This window comes from Streptomyces sp. NPDC102278 (genome assembly GCF_044766345.1).
Taxonomy (GTDB): domain Bacteria; phylum Actinomycetota; class Actinomycetes; order Streptomycetales; family Streptomycetaceae; genus Streptomyces.
The window spans coordinates 694338-716852 of sequence record NZ_JBIWLV010000001.1 but is presented as its reverse complement, the minus strand read 5'-3'; the positions used below and the strand labels follow the sequence as shown (position 1 = coordinate 716852).

Sequence of the window (22515 nt, the reverse complement as noted above, 5' to 3'; positions counted from 1 at the left end):
GGGGAGGGGCGTGCGGACCGGTGCGGGGACGCGCGGGGGAGAGCCGCCGGGACCGGGGCCAGGTGGCCGTCGAGTTCGTCGGGATGGTCCCGCTGATCCTGCTGCTCGTGGCGGCGGTGTGGGAGTGCGTACTGATCGGGTACGCGTTCTCGCTGGCCGGCAACGCGGCGGACGAGGCGGCCCGGGTCGGTGCGGTACACGGCGACGGCCCGTGCCGAACGGCGGCCGGCAAGTACATCGGGGGCGCCTGGAACATGACCGCGGAGTGCGAGAAGGCGGGGGACATCTACAAGGCCACCGTCAGCCTCAAGGTCCCCGTGTTCTTCCCCGGCCTCGACATCGGCGTCCCCATCACGGGCGAGGGCGGCTCCGCGCTGGAGAAGGAGGACTGACGTGAACCGGCAGCCCGATCCACACCGCGATCCGTACCGCGATCCGTACCGCGATCCACACCGTGACCGCGTCCGTGGCCGCCTTCCTGGCCGTGACCGGGGTCAAGTGGCCCTGGAGTACATCGGTTTCATCCCGATCCTGCTCTTCGTCGCGCTGTGCGGCATCCAGCTGGGCTGGGTCGCCTACGTCCACCAGCAGGCGCAGACCGCCGCCCGCACCGCCGCCCGCGTCGAGGCCCGCAACCCGGGCGCCGGATCGGCCGCGGGCAGCGCGGCCGTCAAGGCGAGCCTGGGCGCCGTCGTGGCCGTGTCCACGTCCGACGACGCCGTCACCGCGACCGCGACCATCACCATCAACTCCATCGTGCCCGGACTCGACATCGACCCCGCCACCGCCACCGCCACCATGCCCAACGACGACCCGAAGGTGACCGGACCATGAGCCTGCGTTCCCGGGTCAACACCCCCGACGACCGCCACGGTCACGGCGACGACGGCCGCCTGGTCTCCTCGTACCGCGCGAAGCTGCTGGAGGAGATCGACCTCGCCGAGATGTCCGCGCTCGCACCCACCGAGCGCCGGGCGCGCCTGGAACGCGTACTCGGCCACATCATCAGCCGCGAGGGCCCCGTCCTGTCCACCGTCGAACGCGCCCAACTGATCCGCCGCGTCGTCGACGAGGCCCTCGGCCTCGGCGTGCTCGAACCCCTCCTCGAAGACCCCTCGATCTCCGAGATCATGGTCAACGGACCCGACCAGATCTTCGTCGAACGCGCCGGCCGGGTGGAGCAACTGCCGCTGCGCTTCGCCTCGCACGAACAGCTCATGCAGACCATCGAGCGCATCGTCTCCACCGTCAACCGCCGGGTGGACGAGGCCAATCCGATGGTCGACGCCCGCCTGCCCAGCGGGGAGCGCGTCAACGTCATCATCCCGCCGCTCTCCCTCACCGGCGCCACCCTCACCATCCGGCGCTTCCCCCGCGCGTTCACCCTGCACGAGATGATCAGCCTGGGCTCGCTGGACGAACAGATGCTCATGCTGCTGTCGGGCCTGGTCCAGGCGAAGATGAACCTGATCGTCTCCGGCGCCACCGGCACCGGCAAGACCACCCTCCTCAACGCCCTCTCCGGCCTGATCCCGGAGGGCGAGCGCATCATCACCATCGAGGACTCGGCCGAACTCCAGCTCCAACAGGCCCACGTGATCCGCCTCGAATCCCGCCCGCCTAACGTCGAGGGCAGCGGCCGGATCACCATCCGCGACCTCGTACGCAACTCCCTGCGCATGCGACCCGACCGCATCATCGTCGGCGAGGTCCGCGGCGGCGAGACCCTCGACATGCTCCAGGCCATGTCCACCGGCCACGACGGCTCCCTGGCCACCGTGCACGCCAACAGCTCCGAGGACGCCCTGATGCGCCTCCAGACCCTGGCGTCCATGTCGGAGGTGGAGATCCCCTTCGAGGCACTCCAGGACCAGATCAACAGCGCCGTCAACGTCGTCGTCCAACTGACCCGCTTCGGCGACGGCTCGCGCCGCATCACGGAGATCTCCATCCTCGACTCGCACGGCCGCGAACCCTTCCGGATCACCACCGTGTGCCGGTTCGCCGCCCAGCCGATGGGCGCGGACGGCCGGGTCCACGGCCACTTCGAGTACTACCCGCTGCCGCGCCGGATCGCGGACCGCCTCTACATGAACAACCAGCCGATTCCGCAGGCCTTCGGCGTCGCCCTGTCGGACGACCACCTGGCCACCCGGACCGCACGGACCACACGGACCACACGGACCATCCTGTGAACACAACCGTCTCCCTCACCCTCGGCGCCACCCTGCTGGCCGGCCTCCTCGTGGTCTGGGGCGTACACGCCTACTCCGCCGGCCGCGCCCAACGCGCCGCCCTGATCGAGCGCCTCTCCGCGAGCGGCGCCCCCGCGCCCCAGGGGCGCCGGCGCCGCTTCCGGGAGATCGACCGCCGGCTGCGCCGCACCCGGCTGGGCCGGCGCATCGAACTCAAACTGGCCGCCACCGGCCTCGACCTCACCCCCGGCGAGTTCTTCGTCCACATGCTGCTGTCCGTGGCCGGGGTCTGGCTGGTCTTCGCGTCGTTCCTCGCCCCGTTCTTCGGCCCGGTGGCCGCACTGATCGCGCTGTGGGCCGCCAACGCCTTCCTGACCTGGCAGCGGGTCCGCCGCACGGAGCGGTTCATCAACCAACTCCCCGAGCTGGCCCGCATCCTCGCCAACGCCACCCAGGCCGGCCTGGCACTGCGTACCGCCATCGGCATCGCCGCCGAGGAATTGGAGGCCCCGGCCGGCGAGGAACTCACCAGGGTCGCCGACCGGCTCGCCATCGGGCACTCCATCGAGGAGTCCCTGGGCGAACTGACCGAACGCCTGCCCTCGCGGGAACTGGTCGTCCTCGTCTCCACCCTGGTCCTGTCGGCCCGCGCCGGCGGCGCCATCGTGGGCAGCCTGCGCAACCTCACGGTGACGCTGGAACAGCGCAAGGAGACACGGCGGGAGATCCGCACCCAGCTGTCGCAGGTGACCGTGACCGCCTACCTGGTGCCGGCCATCGGGCTGGGCTCCCTGCTGCTGGTGGACATGATGATGCCCGGCGCGCTGGACCGGATGACGGGGGCGTTCATCGGGCAGACGGCCGTCCTCGTCGCGCTGGGCCTCTTCGCCCTCGGCTTCGTCCTCATCCGGCGCCTGTCGAAGATCGACGTGTGAGGGGCACCGAACGATGACCGCACTCCTTCTCGCCCTGGCCCTCGGCCTGTCCGTCTTCGGCGCCCTGTACGGGCTGCGCCTCTACCGCGCGGACGTCAAACTCCCCAGCGACCTCGCCCTGGCCCTGGAAGTCGGCGCCACCCGCACCACCGCCGTCGGCTCGCTCGTCGACCGCCTCGGCATCCGCTGGGCGCCGCTCGTCCTGCGGCTGATGGGCCGGGACCGCGTCGCCCGCAAACGCCGCCAGATCGACATGGCCGGCAACCCGGCCGGCCTCACCATCGACCGCTACGCCGCCCGCCGGGCCGTGTACGCCCTCCTGGGCGGGCTCGGCGCCTTCTCGCTGCTGATCAACGGCCAGTTCGTACCGGCCCTGCTGATGGTCGCGTTCGGCCTGTTCTGGATCGAGGTCGGCCTGTGGTCCGCGATCCGCGTACGGCGCGACCACATCGAACGCACCCTGCCCGACTTCCTGGACGTCCTCGCCGTCGTGGTGAGCGCCGGGCTCGGCTTCCGGCAGGCGCTGGAGCGGGTGGCGGGCAAGTACGAGGGCCCGTGGTCCGACGAGATCCGCATCACCCTCCAACAGATGGACATGGGCGTCAGCCGCCGCCAGGCCTTCGACGAACTGCGCCGCCGCAACGACTCCGAACAGGTCGCCCAGTTCGTCACCGCGCTCCAGCAGGGCGAGGAACTCGGCTCCCCGATCGTCGAGACCCTGATCGCCATCGCCGAGGACATGCGCCGCACGGACGCCCAGAACGCCCGCCGCCGGGCCGCCCGCGCCGTCCCGAAAGCCACCTTCTCCGTCACCATGTTCATGCTGCCGGGCACGCTGATCCTGCTCGTCTGCGGATTCGTGTACGGGGCGAACATCGACTTCGGCGCGATGTTCGGGGGCGGCTGAGCCATGCCCCGTCCACTGGACCCCCCGGACGCCGTGGCCTCGCCGCTGCGCGTGAACGGGCTGCGGGCGAACGGGCGCCGGGCGAAAGCGTTGCGGGCGAAGGCGTTGCGCGTGAACGGGCTGCGGGCGAACGGGCGCCGGGTGAAAGCGTTGCGGGCGAACGCGTTGCGCGTGAACGGGCTGCGGGCGAACGCGTTGCGGGCGCTGGGCCGCCACGTCCTCGTGCTCCGGCTCGCACTGATCGCCGTGGGCGCACCGGCGGCACTGGAGAGCGCCCCGCCCGGCGGACCGACGTACCTGACGGCCGGCGCGCTCCTGCTCACCCTCGCGCCGTCGTACGCCGCGTTCCGCGCGTGGGAGCACCTCGCCCCGCTCGTCGTCCGCCACCGCGCGCTGCTCGCCGCGGACCTGGCGCTCGTCACCCCGCTGCTGGTCATCGCCGGCCCCGCCCTCCCGCTCGGCCTCGTCTGCCTCTGCACCCCGCTGCTGGCGGGCCTCCTCCACGACCGCCGCGCCGCGGCCGGGTACGCGGTCGCGCAGGCGGCGGTGGTCGCGGCGGTGACGAGGGTCGCGGCGGTGACGGGAGCGGGGGACGGGCCGCCCGCCTCCGGCCTGCCCGTACCGTCCTGGGCACCCCTGCCTGCCCTCTGCCTGCTCGCGGGGGTGGCCGGGGCCTGCCTGCGGGGCCTCCTCACCCGCTTCGACGAGGCGAGCCGGGCCGGCGCCGAAGCCGCTGCCCGCCTCGCCGCGACGCAGGCCGCCCGCGCCGAACGCGACCGTCTGGCCCGCGAGATGCACGACTCCGTCTCCAAGACCCTGCACGGCCTCGCCCTGGCGGCGGACGCCCTGTCCCGCACCGCCGACCCGGCCGCGGTCCACCGCCAGGCACAGGCGGTGGCCGATGCCGCCCGCCGCGCCGCAGCCGAGTCCCGGCACCTCCTGACGGAACTCCGAGGCGACGGAAGCGCCCCGGCCGCCCCCACCGCCCCACCCGCCCCGCTCGTCGCGCAGCTCCGGTCCCTCGCCGCCCACCACCCGGGCGCCGCCCTGCGTACCACCGGACCGGTCCCACCCGTACCCGCCGCCCTCACCCGCGACCTGGTCGCGGTGGCCGCCGAGGCCCTGGAGAACGCCCGCCGGCACGCGGCCGCCACCCGCGTCGACATCACGGCCGCGGCCTCACCGACCGGCCTCCGCCTCACCATCACCGACGACGGCCGGGGCCTGCCACCCGGCGGCCCCGACCCGACCCACCTCCGCGCCACGGGCCACTTCGGGCTGCTCGGCATGACGGAACGCGCCGCGGCCATCGGCGCCCACCTCGCCATCGGTCCGCCCGCCACCGGCCCCGGCACCCAGGTCCGCCTCGACATCCCCCTCGGGAGCCCGTGATGCCGCCCCTGCGCGTCCTGATCGCCGACGACAACCCCGTCGTCCGCGCCGGCCTCTCGGCCCTGCTCGCGACCGCCGCCGACATCGAGGTCGTCGCCCAGGCCGCGGACGGCCGCGAGGCCCTGCACCTCACTCGCGCCCACACCCCGGACGTGATCCTCCTCGACGTCCGGATGCCGGGAGTCGACGGCATCTCGGCGCTTCCCCACCTCGCCCGCCTGGCGCCCGTACTGATGCTGACGTACAGCCAGGAGTCGGAAATCGTCCGAGAAGCCCTCCTCCTGGGCGCCGGCGGCTACCTGGTCCACGGCGAATTCACGCCGGACCTCCTGCTCACGGCGGTCCGCGACACCCACGCCGGCCGCGCCCACTTCACCCCGACGGCGGCAACAGCCGTCCTCGCGGAGCTCCGGGCCTCTTCGCAACCGCAACGGATTGTGGCACAGTCTTCTCAACGCCTTCCCAACCACATCGCGTTCGGGCTGAGTTCACGTGAGGAGGAGGTCATGGATCTGATCGCATCCGGGATGAACAACCAACAGATCGCGGCCACCTGCTTCATCAGCGAGAAGACGGTCAAGAACCACATCAACCGCATCTTCGCGAAGCTCCAGACCACCACCCGCAGCGAAGCCATAGCCCGCTGGCTGGGAACCGCCCGTCCAGGGGTGGCCGGCCATGGGTAGACAGTCTGCGCAGTGGGTCCGTAATTGGGCCCCGGGACCCTTGGTTATCACCGGTAACTCCCCGTACGGTCCGCAAATCGACAGCGGCACCGGCCCGGGAGGAACCCCTCATGTCACACAACACGCTGCTGAAGGCCACCGTGCAGACGAACATCCGCGTGCGCGGATGGGCGGACACGGCCCTGACGAGCCTGCGCAAGCGCTACCCGACCACGGACCGCGGCCAGACGGCCTTCGAGTACCTGGGCATCATCCTGGTGGTCGTGGTGATCATCGGCGCGATGGTCGGTACCGGTATCGGCACGGCGATTGTGGGCCGCATCACGACGGCCATTGCGAGCCTCACCGCCGGCTCGTGATTGCTGGTCATTGCAACGACCGGGGCCAGGTCTTTCCCCTCTACGCGATGGTCGTGGTCGGGCTGCTGTTCGCGGCGCTGGCGTTCTTCGTCTTCGGTCAGGCCGCTGTCGTGCGCAGCGATGCACAAGGGGCGGCGGACGCGGGGGCTCTGGCGGCGGCCCGAGAAGCCCGAGACAACCTGCTTCCCGGCCTCGACCTTGCCACGCTCAAGCCCGACGACTGGCAAGACATCCTGACGGGTAAGTCCTTCGATGTGGCGGGGGCTTGTGGGGCAGCCGAAGACTTTGCGCGGCAGAACGACGCTTCGGGAACCTGCTCGTCGTCGTTGCTGCGCTTTACCGTCGAGGTGACGACCGACGGCACCGTCGGAGCGTCGGTGGTGCCGGGCACTCAGGGCATGCACGGCGAGGCGAAGGCGGTCGCGGAGGTCGTGCCCAGGTGTGTCCTGGGTGACGCTCCGGCCCCCTCTTCCACTCCAGTACCCGCACCGACCGATCCTCCGTCGGTATCTCCCACCGTCATCAATTGCAAGGGCGGGAAGATCATTAAATTCGACCCCCTGAAGCCGGATCCTTGGAGCACGCTGGCGCGAAGCCTGTTCGATGTGCGACTGGTCGGCTGACGAAGAACGAGAGACAAGGAAGCAGCTCAGATGAGCATTCGGTACACGGTGAAGGTTCAAAGGGGAGTGGCTGCCGTTTTCGTGGCGGCATTGGCCCTCGCCTTGGCCGGATGCGGGGGCGAGGGTCAGGGGAAGGCGCCCCAGAAGACGCCCAGCACCAGCAAAAGTGCGGGCGGCGGTGACGCCAAACCCCAGCCTTCGACGAACAGTAGTCAGCCCTCACAACCGCGGCAGGTGATGACGACGATGACCGGTGAGGCGGGTGTCGTCCTGGACATCCACTCTGCGGCTCGGGACGCCTCCGGTTTCGTCACGGTGAGCGGTCAGATCAAGAACACCGGCGACAAGCCCTTCGGCAATACAGCGGCATGGCGTGGCAACGAGCTCAAGGCAAGTGGGGTCTCGGTGGCGGGAGTCACGCTGGTCGACAAGGCGGGTAAGAAGAGGTATTACGTGCTGCGTGACACGGAGGGCAGATGCCTGTGCACAACGGGCGTGGTCATCATCGAAGCGGGCCAGTCGGTTCCCTTCTTCGCGCAGTTCCCCGCGCCCCCGGCGAGCACCAGCGAGGTCGAGTTCAACTTCCCGACTTTCTCGTCGGCAACTTTGAAGATCTCCGGGTGACCCCATGACCAAACGCCACCGCGTCTCCGCGTCCACCGCCGTCGTCGGGCTCGTCATCGCCGGCGCACACTTCATCGGGGCCACCAGTGCCCACGCCGACGACGTCAAGCCGTCGGTGCCGCCCGGTACCGAGCCGTCGGCTTCGGCTCCCGTGGCCATCGACTCGAACGCCCCCGGGCTCAAGATCCCGCAGGGCGGGACCCTCGCACCCGTCAAGGTGCTGGACATCGCTGAGGTCGTCGAGGATCTCGGGGGTGAGGAGCGACGGCAGGAGACCAATCAGACCGTCATGATGGCGCTGCAGTCCGAGGTCCTGTTCCCCGAGAACAGCGCGGTGTTCAACGCCCAGGCGGCGGCGCGGATACAGGCCATCGCCAACGAGATCAACCAGCAGAAGGCGACCCGCGTCCGCGTCTTCGGCTTCACGGACGACCAGGGCAGTTACGAGCACGGCAAGGAACTGTCCAAGCAGCGCGCCGACGCCGTGCAGGCGGAGTTGGGGAAGACCGTGACGATTGCCGGCGTCATCTTCGACGTCCGGGGTTACAGCGAGGACTACCCGATCGCCGACAACGGCACCGAGGAGGGCCGGAAGAAGAACCGGCGCGTGGAGATCACGTTCCCGCGCGGCAGCGGGCAGTAGCAGGCCGTAGCGGGTAGCAGGCCGTAGCGGGTAGCGGGAGTTCGCCCGCCGGCCCTCACCGCATGAGGGTGGCCGCGGCCTCGCGGGCCCGGTGGGCCGGCGCGGGGCCGGGGTCGAGGGCGGCCACGACGGTGGCTCCCTCGACCAGGAGCAGGAGTTGGTCCGCGAGCGGTCCCCGGTCGGGGCCGGCGAGGTCGGCCAAGAGGTTGCGCAGCTCCGCCTTGTGGCGGCGGATGACGTCCACCACGGCCTCGGGGCCGGTACCGAGTTCGCCGTAGGCGTTGAGGAACGCGCAGCCACGGAAGTCCGGCTCGGAGAACCAGTCCGCCAGCCAGTCGAAGACGGCGAGGATCGGCTCCGGCGCCTCGCTCACCGCCCCGCGCAGGCTTGCCGTCCAGCGCCGGTCGCGGCGTTCCAGGTATGCCGTGACCAGGGATTCCTTGGCGGGGAAGACGCGGTACAGCCGTTTGAGCGGGACGCCCGATGCGGCGCGGATGCGGTCCATGCCGACGGCCTGGATCCCCTCGGCGTAGAACAGGGCCTCCGCCGCGTCGAGCAGTCGGGTCCGGGCTTCTTCGTCATCCATGAGGGCAGCGTAGTCCAGAGACGCTTGTCCGGAGAACGATCGTTCTCTATGGTGGCGGACCGGAGGGAGAACGCTCGTTCTCCTCGCGTCGAGAGGGCTGATTCCATGACCGCCGCCGTACCCCGCCCGCCCCTGCCGCCCTTCACCGAGGAGAGCGCCCGCGCCAAGGTGCGGGCCGCCGAGGACGCGTGGAACAGTCGCGACCCCGACCGGGTCGCGCAGGCCTACACGGAGGATTCGGTCTGGCGCAACCGCGACCGCTTCCTGACCGGCCGTGCCGAGATCCGGGAGTTCCTCGCCGACAAGTGGGAGCGCGAGCTCGACTATCGACTCCGCAAGGAACTCTGGACGTACACCGGGAACCGGATCTCCGTCCGCTTCGAGTACGAGTGGCACGACACCGCCGGCCAGTGGTGGCGCAGCCACGGCAACGAGCAGTGGGAGTTCGACGACGACGGCCTCATGCGCCGCCGGGAGGCGAGCATCAACGACATCCCCATCGCCGAGGACGACCGCCGCCTGACCCGACCCCGCCCCGCCGCCTGACACCCGCCGCTCGACGCCCCCGGCCCGGCACCCCGCCGCTCGACGCCCCCGGCCCGGCACCCCGCCGCTCGACGCCCCCGGCCCGGCACCCCGCCGCTCGACGCCCAACACCCCGCCGCCTGCCGCCCCGCCGCCCCGGCGCCCGCCGCCCCCGCCCAAGCCGCCCGGAGCTCCGCCCCCGCCCCTACTGCCGGTGCGCCTGCGTGATGAGGTCCGTGGCGACCTCCAGGGCCGCCTGGCGCGTCTCCTCCGGGTTCCCCTCCACGTGCTGGAGGAACATCATCCCCGCGTGCAGCGTGAACAGCGCGCTCACGCAGCGCACCTGGTCCGTCAGCGGCCCGTCGTCCGTCCGCAGCAGTTCGACGAGGGTGAACAGGCGCTTCTTCACGGTTTCCCCGATGCTCAGCTCCCGCATCGTCGCCTGGTTCTCCTGCATGAACCGGTACAGCGAGGCCCCGGCCGCCATCGCCTCGCTGTAGCGCCGCAGCACTTCCCGCTTGGTCTCCAGCGTGCGCGGCTGCTCCTGCGCCCACGCGATCAGCTCGTCGATCGGACGCGTCACGTCCTCGAAGAGGCTGATGATGATGTCTTCCTTGGTCTTGAAGTGGTAGTACAGCGCCGCCTTCGTGACCTCCAGCCGCTCCGCGATCTCGCGCAACGACGTCTTCTCGTACCCCTGCTCGGCGAAGAGCTCCACAGCCACGTCCTGAATGCGCTGACGCGTGTTGCCACGGCGCTGCTGCGGACTGCTGCTGGTCATGGCGCTCCCCAAAATTACTTACTTGACGCCCGGCTAGTGACGGGTTTACCTTCCCCAGTGTAGTGAACTAGCCGGGCGGCAAGTAAGCCCCGGGGGTCAGGGGAGTGGACGAGATGGCGGATATGACGAAGACGGCCGATGCCTCGGAGGAGGTGAAGCCGCGCAGCGTTCGCGTCGTACTGATGGCGCTCATGATCGCGATGTTGCTGGCCATGCTCGACAACATGATCATCGGCACCGCGATGCCCACGATCGTCGGCGAACTCGGTGGCCTGGAGCACCTCTCCTGGGTGGTCACGGCGTACACCCTGGCCACGGCCGCCTCCACCCCCATCTGGGGCAAGATCGGCGACATGTACGGCCGGAAGGGCTCCTTCCTCACCTCGATCGTGATCTTCCTGATCGGTTCCGCGCTCAGCGGCATGGCCCAGGACATGGGCCAGTTGATCGGCTTCCGCGCGATCCAGGGTCTCGGCGCCGGCGGTCTGATGGTCGGCGTCATGGCGATCATCGGCGACCTGATCCCGCCCCGTGAGCGCGGCAAGTACCAGGGCATGATGGCCGGCGTGATGGCCCTCGCCATGATCGGCGGCCCGCTGGTCGGCGGCACCATCACCGACCACATGGGCTGGCGCTGGTCCTTCTACATCAACCTTCCGCTCGGCGCCGTCGCGCTCGCGATGGTCACCGCGGTCCTGCACCTTCCCAAGAAGAAGGCCCAGGGGAAGATCGACTACCTCGGCGCGGCCCTGCTGACCATCGCCATCACCTCCACCGTGCTCGTCACCACCTGGGGTGGCACCGAGTACGCCTGGGGTTCCGGTGAGGTCATCGGCCTGATCATCGTCGGCATCGTCTCCATCGCCGCGTTCCTCTACGTCGAGACCAAGGCCGCCGAGCCGGTCATGCCGCTGCACATCTTCCGCAGCCGCAACTTCACGCTCATGTCGGTGATCGGCTTCCTGGTCGGCTTCGCGATGTTCGGCGGCGTGCTCTACCTCCCGCTGTTCCAGCAGTCGGTGCAGGGCGCCTCCGCCACCAACTCCGGTCTGCTGCTCCTGCCGATGCTGCTCTCGATGATGGTCGTCTCGCTGATCGCGGGCCGCATCACCACCAGCAGCGGCAAGTACAAGATGTTCCCGATCGTCGGCGGCGCGCTCATGGTCGTCGGGCTCTTCCTGCTCGCGACGATGGACACCGGCACCACCCGCCTGATGTCCGGCGTCTACATGGCCGTCCTCGGCGCGGGTCTCGGCTTCCTGATGCAGATCACCATGCTCGTCGCGCAGAACAGCGTCGAGATGAAGGACATGGGCGTCGCGTCCTCCTCCGCCACCCTGTTCCGCACCCTCGGCGGTTCCTTCGGTGTGGCGCTGATGGGCTCGCTGTTCACCTCGCAGGTGACCGACACCATGACCGACCGGCTGGGTCCCGAAGCCGCCGCGAAGGCGGGCTCGGCCCAGTTGGACGCCGCGAGCCTGGCCAAGCTGCCCGAGGCCATGCGCGACGCCTACCAGCACGCGGTGGCCGCCGGTACCCACTCCGCGTTCCTGCTCGGCGCGGCGATCGCCGTACTGGGCTTCGTGGCCGCCTGGTTCGTCAAGGAGGTCCCGCTCCGTGGCGCGGGTCCCGCCCCGACCGCCGGGGGCGGCGAGGGCGACGAGGGCAAGACCGCCCCGGCTCCCCAGGAGTCCATCGCGCACTGAGCGACGCGCGCGACAGGCAGGACGCGCGCGACACGCAGGACGTACGAGACACGCAGGACGTACGCGAGGCGTGTGACGTGCGCAACGACGCAGGAAACGAACGAGCCCGGCACCGGTGGATGAACGTCCGCCGGTGCCGGGCTCGTTCCCTGTCCACCCGCCTGCCCGCCCCTGCGCAGCGAGTGAGGCCGAGTGAATCCCGACAACGGGAGGGGAGGTTGAGCCGCGAGGTGATGGGTAGCAGGTTGGGACGATTCGGCCCGGTTTCAATGGGGTCGAAAATATGGACGATCGGGGACGAATGTCCCATACCTTGGAATTCATGGGGGAATTGACTGGAACCCCTCCTCGTCACCCGGCGTCTGGAAGACGAGGGGGCACCACCACCGGCGACGGTCGGCGGCGCCCACGAGGTGAAGGGGAGTGGACAGACCCATGGGGTTCTTGGCACGCACGAGCAAGCAGGCCGGACAGTCCCGGGTGGCCGTCGTGGCGGCCGCGGTGGCCGTCGCCGCGACCGTCTGGGGGGCGACGGCGATCGTCGGACCGGACCATCGCATCGGACCCGAGAACGCGGCCGGTCGGACGGACGACCCCGCCGCCGACGGGTCCGCCGGCTCGCCCGGATCCCCCGACGTGCCCCGGCAGCGCATGCCCGAGGGGATAGCCCACGCCTCGGAGGGCGGCGGCAACACCGTCAACGTCACCATCGACGACGGCCCCGACCCCCGGTGGACGCCGCGGATCCTCTCCGTCCTCGCCGAGCACGACGTGAAGGCGACCTTCTGCATGGTCGGCCCCCAGGCCGCGGCCCACCCGGACCTGGTCAAGCAGGTCGTCGCGGGCGGCCACCGGCTCTGCGACCACACCATGTCCCACGACACGGCTATGGACAAGAAGCCCGTCGCCTACCAGAAGGCGCAGATACTCGACGCGCAACGACAGATAGAGCAAGCCGCGGGCGGGGGCGCCAAGGTGGAGTACTACCGGGCCCCGGGCGGCGCGTTCACCCCCGACAGCCGACGCATCGCCGCCGCCGCGGGCATGCGTCCGCTCGGTTGGAACGTGGACAGCAAGGACTTCAACAAGCCGGGCGTCGCCGCGATCGTCAACACGGTCAAGGCCGAGATGAAGAACGGTCCGACCGTGCTCTTCCACGACGGCGGGGGCGACCGCGTACAGACCGTCGAGGCCCTCGACCGGATCCTCGCCTGGCTCGACGACCAGGGGCGCCCGACCGGCTTCCCGGTCCGCACGGCTCCCTGACCCACCGAAGTCCCTGACGCGCCCCGGCCCCCGCCCCCGCCGAAGTCCACGCCGTACTTCGGTCCCTGACACACCGCGTCCCCTGACACACGGCGTCCCCTGACGCGCCGCATCCCTGACACGCCGTCCGGCGGCGAACGGGTGAGGGTCGCCCCGCCGACCCCACCCCCGGTGTTCCCTGGTCGCACACGCACGCACGCACGCGCACGCACGCCCACACGCACACGCACCAGACCCCGCGCACCACCCCCCGAAGGACCGTCCCGTGATCGCACCCGACCGACTCACCGACCTCGCCGTCCGTGCCTTCGTCGCCGCCGTGAACGCGGGCGACCGGGCGGCGTTCGACGCCGCCCTCGCCCCGGACGCGACCATGTCGGACGACGGTTGCGACCGGGACCTCGGCCAGTGGACCGAGAAGGAGGTCTTCTCCTCGGGCAGTCACATGGCCGTCGCCTCGCAGTCCGAGGACGGTCGGGCCCTCGTCGTCGACTACCGCAACGACACCTGGGGCGAGATGCGCACCGCCTGGCGGTTCGACGTCACCGCCGACGACCGCGTCAGCCGCTTCGAGACCGGCCAGGCCTGACCCCGGCTGCGGAGGACCCGGCCCGACCCGGGCTTCGCGCCACCCCCGACCGGCGTTCATCGGTTCGTATTCCCGGTGAGGCGCGGGATCCGTCATCCTCGGGTCCGCCACCGTTGCCCGTACGGGTGAACGCGCGCCCCGCGTCGTTCCGGCCCGCCGGGAGCCCCCGTTGGGTCGGGCATGAAGCGCACCCGCACCGCCGCTCTCGCCCTCGCCGCCGCCGTGGCCGCCCTCGCCCCCGCCGTCGGCCAGTCCGCCGCCACCGCCGCGCAGGGCACGGCGTACCTCCAGGACCCGGGGGGCGAGGAGAAGGCCATGAAGTCGATGTGGACCAAGGACGACATGCACAAGGTGGAGGGCCAGTTCCGCCTCTACCCGACGGTCCAGTACAAGACGGTCACGAAGCCCGGCCCCGACGGGGCCCGCGAGTACGAGCGGAAGGTCGCCGACCCGAAGACGCTGGCCTGGCTGCCCTCGTACGAGTTCGCGTGGGCGGTGTCCGACTCCAAGCTGGTCAAGCGGGCGGTGACCACGAAGGACGGCAGGCACCCGATCGTCGTGCACGCCGTGCTGCGGGACGCGAAGCGGGCCAAGGCGGGCGAGGTGCGGCAGGAACTGACGGACCGCCCGGGGACGGGCCGCACGAAGGTTCCCGGCGGGAAGCGGATCGCCTGCGACACCGGGATCTACACGGTGGAGTGGTCGCTCACCCGGTCCGGTTACGGGACGCTGACGGGCACGTTGAACTGGGATTCCGACTGCGGGCAGTACCGGACGGCGTTCTCGCAGGACAACGGCCGGCAGAAGTAGCCGCGACGGGTCCGGGGCCGGGTCCGGCAGCCGACGGCCGAGGCAGGCCCGACAGCCGAGGCAGGAGCAGCGGCGAAGGGCAGCGGCAAAGGGCAGAGGGGGAGGGGCAGAGGGGGAGGGGCAGAGGGGGAAGGCCGGCCGCCCCGCGCACCTTGTGGGTGCTCGTCGGGCGGCAGGGCCGCGGCCTTGGATCAAGTGCCGTGACTGCCATGGTGCCGCGCGGGGTGGGATGCGGCAGGGGGCGAAAGACCCTTTCCCGGGGGCTTTCCGTACGTCTCGCCGGTCAGTTCGCCCGGCCGGCCTCGGCCGCCTTCGCGGCGATGCCCTCCAGGACGCCCTTGGGGTCGCCGGACGGCTCCACGGCGCGACCGATGTTGCGCTTGATGGTGTCGCTGACGGTCACCCAGGACGGGTCGTTGACCGGGTAGAGCTGGGCGCCGCGCAGGGCGGTCAGGAACTGAACGTCGTTCTGGTCGAGGCCACCGCCGGCGGGGGTGCGGGAGGCGGACACCGTCGAGGGCAGCAGGTGGTAGCGCCCGGCGAAGTCGGACAGGTTCTTGTCCTGGTAGACGAAGTCCAGGAACCTGCCGATCTCCTCGCGCTTGCCGTTCTGGTTGAACGCCATCATCCAGTCGGCGACGCCCACCGTCGGCGGCGTCTCTCCGGGGCCGAGGGTGTCCGACACCGGCATCGAGATGGCGCGGACGGAGATGCCCTTGGCGCGCGCCTCGTGGGCGAGCGAGGGGTAGCCGTTGAGCATGCCGACCTCTCCGCGCAGGAAGGCGGCGAACGCGTCGGCGCGGTTGAGTTGAGACGGCGGGACCGGCCCGGTCAGGCCCGGGGCGACCAGGGAATCCTTGATCCACTTGAAGGTCTGGATGTTCTGGTCGGAGGCCAGGCTGTAGTTGCCGCTGTTGTCGGAGTAGCCGCCGCCGTTGCTCAACTCCCAGATCAACGCCTCGGCGTGGGCTTCCTCCGGGCCGAGCGGCATGGCGTACGGGAACTTCACGCCCTTTTCCTTCAGCGCCTTGGCGGCCGTCTTCAGGTCGTTCCACGTCTTTGGTTCGCTCGCGATGCCGGCCTTGTCGAACAGCTCCTTGTTGTAGAAGAGCAGGCGGCTGCTCGCGACGAACGGCAGACCGTACAGGGTGTTGCCGACCGAACCGGCCTCGGCGAGCGGTTGCAGGAAGTTGGCCTCGGCGGTGACCGAGAGCAGCTCGTCCGCGGAATAGAGCTTCCCCTGCGCCGCGAAGTCCGAGTATGAGCCCATCAGGGCCATGTCCGGCGCCTTGCCGTCCTTGACCATGCGCGTGACCTCACTGTCGATGTCCGCCCACGGGAGGAGCTGCACCTCGACCTTCAGGCCGGGGTTGGCCTTGGTGAAATCGGCCGTCACCTTGTCCCAGAAGGCCTTGGAGCTGTGGCCCGGACCGTCGCCGTACTCGGCGGCGACCAGCCGCAGCGTGCCGCTGCCACCGGCGTCGTCTTCGGAACTTCCGCAGCCGGCAAGCGGGACGAGCAGGCCGAGCGCGGCCGCTCCGGTCGTCGCGGTGAACATTCTTCGTCGCACGGATGGATTCCCCTGATTTTCTTTTGAGTCCCGTTGTTACTTATGAGTCACTCCGGGCTGGGGTGTCCGTCCGTGGCCCGTTGGCCGGAATTCTCTCCTGAGGGTGGGGCGGTTGATTCCACGGGGGTGGTGGTTGTGGTCAATGCTCCAACCGGGGCTTTTCCGCATGGTGGTTTCCGATATGTGATCCACAATTCCCACGCGCGTAGACATGCCGAAAAGCCCGTTTTCGGCGGGAAGTGGGCTGCCGGCCGGAAAACGAGCTGTGGGGCGGTCAGAGATGTGTCGGAGCGGGCTAGTCGGCGAAATCGCCCGCGTACGGGTCGGGCTCGCCCGTCTCCGGATTGCGGCCCTCCTGCCAACGACGCTGGGCCTTGCGCCAGTGGACGAAGCTCAGGTGGCCGCCGTCCCAGAAGGTGATGCCGACGGGACTCACGTCGAACTCGTCCGAGCACAGCAGGAGCAGGAATTCGGCCATGCCGTACGGATACACCGCGAAGGACTCGGCGTTGTGCCGCCCGACCACCAGGACCGGCCACCGGTCGGGATCGGGGTCGGTCGTCAGCCAGCACAGGATGTCCGAACCGCCCGTGACCCCCCACGCGAGGATGGACTCCGGGTCCACGTCGAAGGCGGCCCGGCCGCCCTCGCTCTTCCAGACCTGGCGGGCGTTGGCGGTCTCCTCGGCCATCTCGGCCGGGTCCCATTGGAGTCCGGGCTTGGGCAGGGGCAGCAGGATGCCGGCCTCGCCGTTGATGGACCCGGATCCGAAGCGCCCCATGAACGCGATGAAATCGGCCGGGAACCTCGTCCCCCAGGCCGCCTCGGCGGCCCGCCAATCGATGTCCTCGTCGGCGCCGTGCGTCGCCGGCATGATCTGCTCCAGCGCCTTGATCCGCGCGTTCTCCGTCATGCCGCTCCCCTGACACCCCAGCTCAACCGCCCCAACCTACCCCCGAGGCGGTTCACCGCCTAGCGAGAGGTGAGACGGACGTCAGGTTCCGTCGTCGCCCGGTCGCGGTTCCACCTCGACCCGGGCCCCGACCCGCAGGCCCCAACCGGCCATCGCGCCCGCCTCGGCCTCCAGGACGTGCCGGGAGCGCGGGCGGGGCAGCCCCAGCCGGCCCGGGGCCATCGTGGTCAGGGCGATCACGTCGAGGTTCCGGTCGAGGTACGCGACGTCGATCGCGAAACGCATCCGGAACGTGTGCACGCTGCCCGCCGGCGTCAACAACATGGCCCCGGCGATCCCGTCGCGCCCGAGCAGGCCGCGGGTGCGGGCCCCGTAGGAGGCGGCGATCTCCAGCGGTACCGACGCCCCGTCCGCCCCGCCGACGCGCAGGACGGCACCGCCGTCGCGCCAACGCCCCATCTCGCGCCCCTTTCCGTCCGTCCCGGCCGTCCGGGTGGCCAGGGTAGGGGCAATGGGCCCCCGGGCCCATGCCCCCGCGAGGGACCGGGCCTACGGTCGGCGGATGGCCCTGGTCGTGATCATCCTCGCCGCCGCGTACGGAGCGGGCGCGGGACTCCTGCTGCCGCGCGCGGCGTACCGGCTGTCCGTGGACCCGGGGGAGCCCTGGCGGGACTCCTGCCCGGACGGGCACCCGTTGCCGGGCTGGGTGGGCCGCGCCCGCTGCCGACTCCCCGCGGCGCCGGCCGTGCCCTCGGCCGCGCCCGCGGGCGCCCCGGCCGCACGCGGGGCCCGGGGCCTCGGCCCGTCGTCCCACCGCTACGGGGTCCGTCCCGCGGGGGTCGTGTGCCTGGTCGCCGGGGTCTGCGCGCTGCTCGCGTGGGCCGTCGGGGCGCGCCCGGAGGTCGTGGCGTTCGTGGGGCTCGCGCCCGCGTTCGTGCTGCTCGGGTTGGTCGACGTCGCCGTGCACCGGCTGCCGGACCCGCTGACCCTGCCGCTGGCCGCGGGAGCGGTCGTACTCCTGGGGTGCGCCGCGCCGCTGTCGGGCGCGGCCGGGTCCTGGCGGTCGGCGCTGCTCGGCGGGGCCGCGCTCGCGGGCTCGTACCTGCTGCTGTTCCTGATCCACCCGGCGGGCATGGGCTTCGGGGACGTCAAGCTGGCGCTGTCCCTCGGGGTCGCTCTTGGGTGGTACGGCTGGGGGGTATGGGCGACGGGCGCGTTCCTGGGCTTCCTCTACGGGGCCGCATACGGCCTGGGCCTGCTGTTGTGCAGGCGTGCGGGGCGCCGGACGGCCTTCCCGTTCGGCCCCTTCATGGCCGCCGGTGCGTTCACCGGAGTGCTGCTGGGCGGATTCGGAGCGTAATCGTTTTGCGTCGATGCACGCATCACGCTTTACGAAGGGTTATGGTGGAACCCCCCCCTCGGGCCGGTCCGTATCCCCCCCACGGACCGGCCCGTTTTTTGTTTTCCCGCGCCCGTTCCTGACGGCGCGGCATCAGCGCAGGTCAGCCGCGCTGGGCCCAGATGTTGGCGCCGGGGGTGGAGACGGCGAAGGAGTCGATCTCCTTCAACTCCCCCTCCGTGAGCGGGGCCCCGGCCAGCGCGGCCACGTTCTCCTCCAACTGCTTCACGCTCGACGCGCCGATCAGAGCCGACGTCATGCGTTCGTCGCGCAGCACCCAGTTCAGCGCCAACTGCGCCAACGACTGACCGCGCCGCCCCGCGATCTCGTTCAGCCCCTTGAGCCGGCGCAGGACGTCGTCCGAGAGCAGGTCCGGGTTGAGGGACTTGCCCTGGCTGGCCCGCGAGCCCTCCGGGATGCCCTTCAGGTACTTGCCCGTCAGGAGGCCCTGGGCGAGCGGGGCGAAGGAGATGCAGCCCATGCCGGCCTCCTCCAGGGTGTCCAGCAGCCCGTCCTCCTCCGTCCAGCGGTTGATCATGGAGTACGAGGGCTGGTGGATGAGCGGACGCACGCCCATGTCGCGCAGGATCCGCGCCGCCTCGGCCGTCTGCTCGGCCGTGTAGGAGGACACGCCCACGTAGAGCGCCTTGCCCTGCCGGACCGCGGACGCCAGGGCGCCCATGGTCTCCTCCAGCGGGGTCTCCGGGTCGAAGCGGTGCGAGTAGAAGATGTCGACGTAATCGACGCCCATCCGCTTCAGCGAGGCGTCGAGCGAACCGAGCAGGTACTTGCGGCTGCCCCACTCGCCGTACGGGCCGGCGTGCATCAGGTAGCCCGCCTTGGTGGAGAGCACCAGCTCCTCGCGGTGGGACGCGAAGTCCTGCGCGAAGATCTTGCCGAAATTGAGCTCGGCGGAGCCGGGCGGCGGTCCGTAGTTGTTGGCCAGGTCGAAATGGGTCACACCGAGGTCGAAGGCCCGGCGCAGGATCGCCCGCTGGGGAGCCAGGGACGTGTCGTCGCCGAAGTTGTGCCAGAGGCCGAGGGAGATGGCGGGGAGCTTGAGGCCACTGTGGCCGGTGCGCCGGTACTCCATGGAGTCGTAGCGCGAGGGCTCTGCCCGATAGGGATTGGTATCAGTCACGTTGTCCTCCCTATCACGGACTTGTGACCGACCGAGTTGGGTACCCCATCCCACATCCCAGTAATGTGGCGGACTCGGGGGACCGCAATTCGCACGGGGGCATTGCACGGAGGGGCTGGAAGATCGTGAAGCTGCGCGACCTGGTGTACAGGCTCTACGCACGCCGGGTGGAAGGCCGCCTCGACCATGACGAGGCACCCAAGCACATCGGCGTCATCCTGGACGGGAACCGGCGCTGGGCGAAGGCGTCCGGAGGAACCACGGAGCAGGGCCACCAGGCCGGAGCCGACAAGATCTCCGAGATGCTGGGCTGGTGCACCGAGACGGACGTCGAGGTCGTCACCCTGTGGATGCTCTCCACGGACAACCTGGACCGCCCCGAGGTCGAGCTGCGGCCGCTGCTCAACATCATCGAGAACACCGTGCGCGGCCTCGCGGCGGACGGCCGCTGGCGCGTCCACCACGTGGGAAACCTCGACATCCTGCCCGCGCGGACCCAGTCCGTGCTGAAGGAGGCCGAGCAGGCCACCCACGACGTCGACGGGATACTGGTCAACGTCGCGGTCGGCTACGGCGGCCGCCAGGAGATCGCCGACGCGGTCCGCTCGCTGCTGCTGGAGCACGCCGAGAAGGGCACCTCCTTCGAGGAGCTCGCCGAGGTCCTCGACATCGACCACATCGCGGAGCACCTCTACACCCGGGGTCAGCCCGACCCGGACCTGGTCATCCGTACCAGCGGCGAACAGCGGCTGTCCGGTTTCATGCTGTGGCAGAGCGCCCATTCGGAGTATTACTTCTGCGAGGTTTTCTGGCCGGCCTTCCGCAAGGTCGACTTCCTCCGGGCGCTGCGCGACTACGCCGCGCGCCACCGGCGGTACGGGAGCTGATCCCCGGACGGCGGGCGTCGTCTCGGAAGTTCATCGCGCCGCGCCCTCCCGGTCCGTCACGTCCCGTGCGTCCCCCTCCGTCCCCCTCACAACCCTTCACCAGGGGTTCACCGAGCGTCCGTCATATGCCATGGCATGGCCTTGCCCGTTCGAGGGCATAACCCTGGCAGGTCGACGTCCGATCCACGGGTGTCGAGTCTCAGCGGACGGCATGGGGTCGTCCGCCCGGGAGGCCCTTTGCACCAGGACGCACGTGCGGTTCGCACGGACGGAGTGGAGGGCCGGGAATCGGCCCGCGCATGGGTGCCGATGACCGGTCCGGTCTTCATGGCCCGACCTCTTCCGAGGGGGTACGTCCTTCCGTGGTGACCAGCACAAAGCGCCGCCTGCCCGACAGGCGGACCTACGTCCTCGACACCAGCGTCCTGCTGGCAGACCCCAACGCGATCTCCCGCTTCGACGAGCACGAGGTCGTGCTCCCGATCGTGGTGATCACCGAGCTGGAGGCAAAGAGGCACCATCCCGAACTCGGCTACTTCGCGCGCCAGGCCCTGCGCCTGCTCGACGACTTCCGGGTCCGGTACGGACGTCTCGACGCCCCCATCCCGCTGGGCGATCTGGGTGGCACCCTGCGTGTCGAGCTCAACCACTCCGACCCGGGCGTCCTGCCCGCCGGCTTCAGGCTGGGGGACAACGACTCGCGGATCCTCGCCGTCGCCCGCAATCTCCAGGCCGAGGGCTACGACGTCACGGTGGTCTCGAAGGACCTCCCGCTGCGCATCAAGGCCTCCTCCGTGGGGTTGCTCGCCGAGGAGTACCGGGCGGAGCTCGCCATCACCGACGCCGGATGGACCGGCATGAGCGAGCTGGCCCTCTCCGGCGAACAGGTGGACCTGCTCTTCTCGGAGGAGCGGCTCTACGTGCCGGAGGCCGCCGAGATGCCCGTCCACACCGGACTGGTCCTCCAGTCCGAGCGGGGCAAGGCGCTGGGCCGGGTCACGGCCGACGGCAACGTGAAGCTCGTACGCGGCGACCGCGAGGCCTTCGGGCTGCACGGGCGCAGCGCCGAGCAGCGCATCGCCCTCGACCTGCTGCTCGACCCGGAGATCGGCATCCTCTCGATGGGCGGTCGGGCCGGCACCGGAAAGTCGGCGCTCGCGCTGTGCGCGGGCCTGGAGGCGGTGCTGGAGCGGAGGCAGCATCAGAAGGTGATGGTCTTCCGGCCGCTGTACGCGGTCGGCGGCCAGGACCTCGGCTACCTGCCCGGGGACGCCTCCGAGAAGATGAGCCCGTGGGCGCAGGCGGTGTTCGACACGCTCTCGGCGGTCGCCGGACGCGAGGTCATCGAGGAGGTGCTGAACCGCGGGATGCTCGAAGTCCTGCCGCTCACCCACATCCGCGGTCGCTCGCTCCACGACGCCTTCGTGATCGTGGACGAGGCACAGTCGCTGGAACGGAACGTGCTGCTGACGGTGCTGTCCCGGATCGGCGCCAACTCGCGGGTCGTGCTGACCCACGACGTGGCCCAGCGGGACAATCTGCGGGTGGGCCGGTACGACGGAGTGGTCGCCGTCGTTGAGAAGCTGAAGGGCCATCCGCTCTTCGCGCACATCACGCTGACTCGTTCCGAGCGTTCGCCGATCGCCGCGCTCGTCACGGAGATGCTGGAAACGCTGTAACCGCAAAGGGGACAGAACCCCCATAGCGGTGAGTGGAGTTGGCGCCGCCCGGCAAAGGCCCAGAAGCCTAGCCGGGCGGCGTCGTGCTGCACAGGCCTTTGTCGAAAACAGCGGCCTCCGGGCAGGTGTGACCTTTCCCACGCAACGCGGAATTGCCCTGCGGCGTCGAGGTCCGGCAGAGTCTGATTTCCGTCAGGCCCCACATACGGCACACCTGTATCTCTCGTGAGATACGCGCAGCACCACAACTCCACAGTCGTTTGCCGTATGTCGCCCGAGTTTCACGCGGCAGCTCCCGC

Annotated in this window: 25 protein-coding genes; 19 read left to right on the top strand and 6 right to left on the bottom strand. The window is 70.3% G+C overall.

The window, feature by feature from the left end:
• The first annotated feature begins 20 nt into the window (after positions 1-20).
• The 11 genes from ACIRO3_RS03265 to ACIRO3_RS03215 all read left to right on the top strand — a co-directional run bounded on the left by ACIRO3_RS03265 (position 21) and on the right by ACIRO3_RS03215 (position 8364).
• A complete protein-coding gene (locus ACIRO3_RS03265; RefSeq protein WP_404131856.1) occupies positions 21-392 on the top strand; it encodes a TadE/TadG family type IV pilus assembly protein in 372 nt (123 codons plus the stop codon).
• A gap of 1 nt (position 393) precedes the next feature.
• On the top strand, positions 394-834 hold the full coding sequence (locus tag ACIRO3_RS03260) for a TadE/TadG family type IV pilus assembly protein (RefSeq protein WP_404131854.1): 441 nt from the start codon (positions 394-396) through the stop codon (positions 832-834).
• Complete coding sequence (locus ACIRO3_RS03255; RefSeq protein ID WP_404131852.1) at positions 831-2195, top strand: CpaF family protein; 1365 nt, start codon at positions 831-833, stop codon at positions 2193-2195. Before ACIRO3_RS03260 ends, ACIRO3_RS03255 begins: the two co-directional genes overlap by 4 nt.
• Complete coding sequence (locus tag ACIRO3_RS03250) at positions 2192-3130, top strand: type II secretion system F family protein (protein ID WP_361771990.1); 939 nt, start codon at positions 2192-2194, stop codon at positions 3128-3130. Before ACIRO3_RS03255 ends, ACIRO3_RS03250 begins: the two co-directional genes overlap by 4 nt.
• Before the next feature lie 13 nt (positions 3131-3143).
• Positions 3144-4037, top strand: a complete 894-nt coding sequence (locus tag ACIRO3_RS03245; RefSeq protein WP_267799569.1) for a DUF5936 domain-containing protein — start codon at positions 3144-3146, stop codon at positions 4035-4037.
• A 3-nt stretch (positions 4038-4040) separates the two neighbouring features.
• Positions 4041-5429 (top strand): sensor histidine kinase, encoded by a 1389-nt coding sequence (locus tag ACIRO3_RS03240; RefSeq protein ID WP_404131849.1) that lies wholly within the window; start codon positions 4041-4043, stop codon positions 5427-5429.
• A complete protein-coding gene (locus tag ACIRO3_RS03235) occupies positions 5429-6115 on the top strand; it encodes a response regulator transcription factor (RefSeq protein WP_361771992.1) in 687 nt (228 codons plus the stop codon). Before ACIRO3_RS03240 ends, ACIRO3_RS03235 begins: the two co-directional genes overlap by 1 nt.
• A 110-nt stretch (positions 6116-6225) precedes the next feature.
• Positions 6226-6474 carry a hypothetical protein gene (locus tag ACIRO3_RS03230; protein WP_404131847.1) on the top strand — a complete coding sequence of 83 codons (249 nt, stop codon included), beginning with the start codon at positions 6226-6228 and terminating at the stop codon, positions 6472-6474.
• On the top strand, positions 6471-7097 hold the full coding sequence (locus tag ACIRO3_RS03225; protein ID WP_404131845.1) for a pilus assembly protein TadG-related protein: 627 nt from the start codon (positions 6471-6473) through the stop codon (positions 7095-7097). Before ACIRO3_RS03230 ends, ACIRO3_RS03225 begins: the two co-directional genes overlap by 4 nt.
• A gap of 30 nt (positions 7098-7127) precedes the next feature.
• Positions 7128-7721, top strand: coding sequence for a hypothetical protein (locus ACIRO3_RS03220; protein ID WP_404131843.1), 594 nt, complete (start codon positions 7128-7130; stop codon positions 7719-7721).
• A 4-nt stretch (positions 7722-7725) separates the two neighbouring features.
• Positions 7726-8364, top strand: a complete 639-nt coding sequence (locus ACIRO3_RS03215) for an OmpA family protein (RefSeq protein ID WP_366147301.1) — start codon at positions 7726-7728, stop codon at positions 8362-8364.
• Between the two features lie 55 nt (positions 8365-8419).
• On the opposite strand, the gene ACIRO3_RS03210 is transcribed toward ACIRO3_RS03215, so the two are convergent.
• Positions 8420-8950, bottom strand: a complete 531-nt coding sequence (locus tag ACIRO3_RS03210; RefSeq protein ID WP_404131840.1) for a TetR/AcrR family transcriptional regulator — start codon at positions 8948-8950, stop codon at positions 8420-8422.
• Between the two features lie 105 nt (positions 8951-9055).
• On the opposite strand from ACIRO3_RS03210, the gene ACIRO3_RS03205 reads away from it, so the two are divergent.
• Complete coding sequence (locus tag ACIRO3_RS03205) at positions 9056-9496, top strand: nuclear transport factor 2 family protein (RefSeq protein ID WP_404131838.1); 441 nt, start codon at positions 9056-9058, stop codon at positions 9494-9496.
• 184 nt (positions 9497-9680) lie between these two features.
• Here ACIRO3_RS03205 and ACIRO3_RS03200 read toward each other — a convergent pair whose 3' ends face one another.
• Positions 9681-10256 carry a helix-turn-helix domain-containing protein gene (locus ACIRO3_RS03200; protein WP_361771998.1) on the bottom strand — a complete coding sequence of 192 codons (576 nt, stop codon included), beginning with the start codon at positions 10254-10256 and terminating at the stop codon, positions 9681-9683.
• A 113-nt stretch (positions 10257-10369) separates the two neighbouring features.
• Here ACIRO3_RS03200 and ACIRO3_RS03195 point away from each other — a divergent pair, with 113 nt between their 5' ends.
• From ACIRO3_RS03195 to ACIRO3_RS03180, 4 genes are all read left to right on the top strand, one after another.
• On the top strand, positions 10370-11962 hold the full coding sequence (locus tag ACIRO3_RS03195; RefSeq protein ID WP_404131836.1) for an MDR family MFS transporter: 1593 nt from the start codon (positions 10370-10372) through the stop codon (positions 11960-11962).
• Between the two features lie 435 nt (positions 11963-12397).
• Positions 12398-13228, top strand: coding sequence for a polysaccharide deacetylase family protein (locus tag ACIRO3_RS03190; RefSeq protein WP_404131834.1), 831 nt, complete (start codon positions 12398-12400; stop codon positions 13226-13228).
• Between the two features lie 265 nt (positions 13229-13493).
• On the top strand, positions 13494-13817 hold the full coding sequence (locus tag ACIRO3_RS03185; RefSeq protein WP_404131832.1) for a nuclear transport factor 2 family protein: 324 nt from the start codon (positions 13494-13496) through the stop codon (positions 13815-13817).
• Between the two features lie 180 nt (positions 13818-13997).
• Entirely contained in the window at positions 13998-14627 is a 630-nt protein-coding gene (locus ACIRO3_RS03180) for a hypothetical protein (RefSeq protein WP_404131830.1), read from the top strand.
• Positions 14628-14910: 283 nt separating this feature from the next.
• On the opposite strand, the gene ACIRO3_RS03175 is transcribed toward ACIRO3_RS03180, so the two are convergent.
• The 3 genes from ACIRO3_RS03175 to ACIRO3_RS03165 all read right to left on the bottom strand — a co-directional run bounded on the left by ACIRO3_RS03175 (position 14911) and on the right by ACIRO3_RS03165 (position 17569).
• Positions 14911-16185, bottom strand: a complete 1275-nt coding sequence (locus ACIRO3_RS03175; RefSeq protein WP_404132342.1) for an extracellular solute-binding protein — start codon at positions 16183-16185, stop codon at positions 14911-14913.
• Positions 16186-16492: 307 nt separating this feature from the next.
• Positions 16493-17110, bottom strand: a complete 618-nt coding sequence (locus ACIRO3_RS03170) for an SMI1/KNR4 family protein (protein WP_361772002.1) — start codon at positions 17108-17110, stop codon at positions 16493-16495.
• 81 nt (positions 17111-17191) lie between these two features.
• Positions 17192-17569 (bottom strand): DUF192 domain-containing protein, encoded by a 378-nt coding sequence (locus ACIRO3_RS03165; RefSeq protein ID WP_404131828.1) that lies wholly within the window; start codon positions 17567-17569, stop codon positions 17192-17194.
• 103 nt (positions 17570-17672) lie between these two features.
• Here ACIRO3_RS03165 and ACIRO3_RS03160 point away from each other — a divergent pair, with 103 nt between their 5' ends.
• Positions 17673-18470 (top strand): prepilin peptidase, encoded by a 798-nt coding sequence (locus ACIRO3_RS03160; RefSeq protein WP_404131826.1) that lies wholly within the window; start codon positions 17673-17675, stop codon positions 18468-18470.
• Positions 18471-18612: 142 nt separating this feature from the next.
• Here ACIRO3_RS03160 and mgrA read toward each other — a convergent pair whose 3' ends face one another.
• The gene (gene mgrA, locus ACIRO3_RS03155; protein ID WP_404131824.1) at positions 18613-19650 is read right to left on the bottom strand and encodes an L-glyceraldehyde 3-phosphate reductase; all 1038 of its coding nucleotides are present in this window, start codon (positions 19648-19650) and stop codon (positions 18613-18615) included.
• Positions 19651-19775: 125 nt separating this feature from the next.
• Between mgrA and ACIRO3_RS03150 the strand changes: the two genes are divergently transcribed.
• Both ACIRO3_RS03150 and ACIRO3_RS03145 read left to right on the top strand, forming a co-directional pair.
• Positions 19776-20537 carry an isoprenyl transferase gene (locus ACIRO3_RS03150; RefSeq protein WP_361772006.1) on the top strand — a complete coding sequence of 254 codons (762 nt, stop codon included), beginning with the start codon at positions 19776-19778 and terminating at the stop codon, positions 20535-20537.
• 362 nt (positions 20538-20899) lie between these two features.
• Positions 20900-22216, top strand: a complete 1317-nt coding sequence (locus ACIRO3_RS03145; protein WP_361772007.1) for a PhoH family protein — start codon at positions 20900-20902, stop codon at positions 22214-22216.
• The last annotated feature ends 299 nt before the right edge of the window (positions 22217-22515 follow it).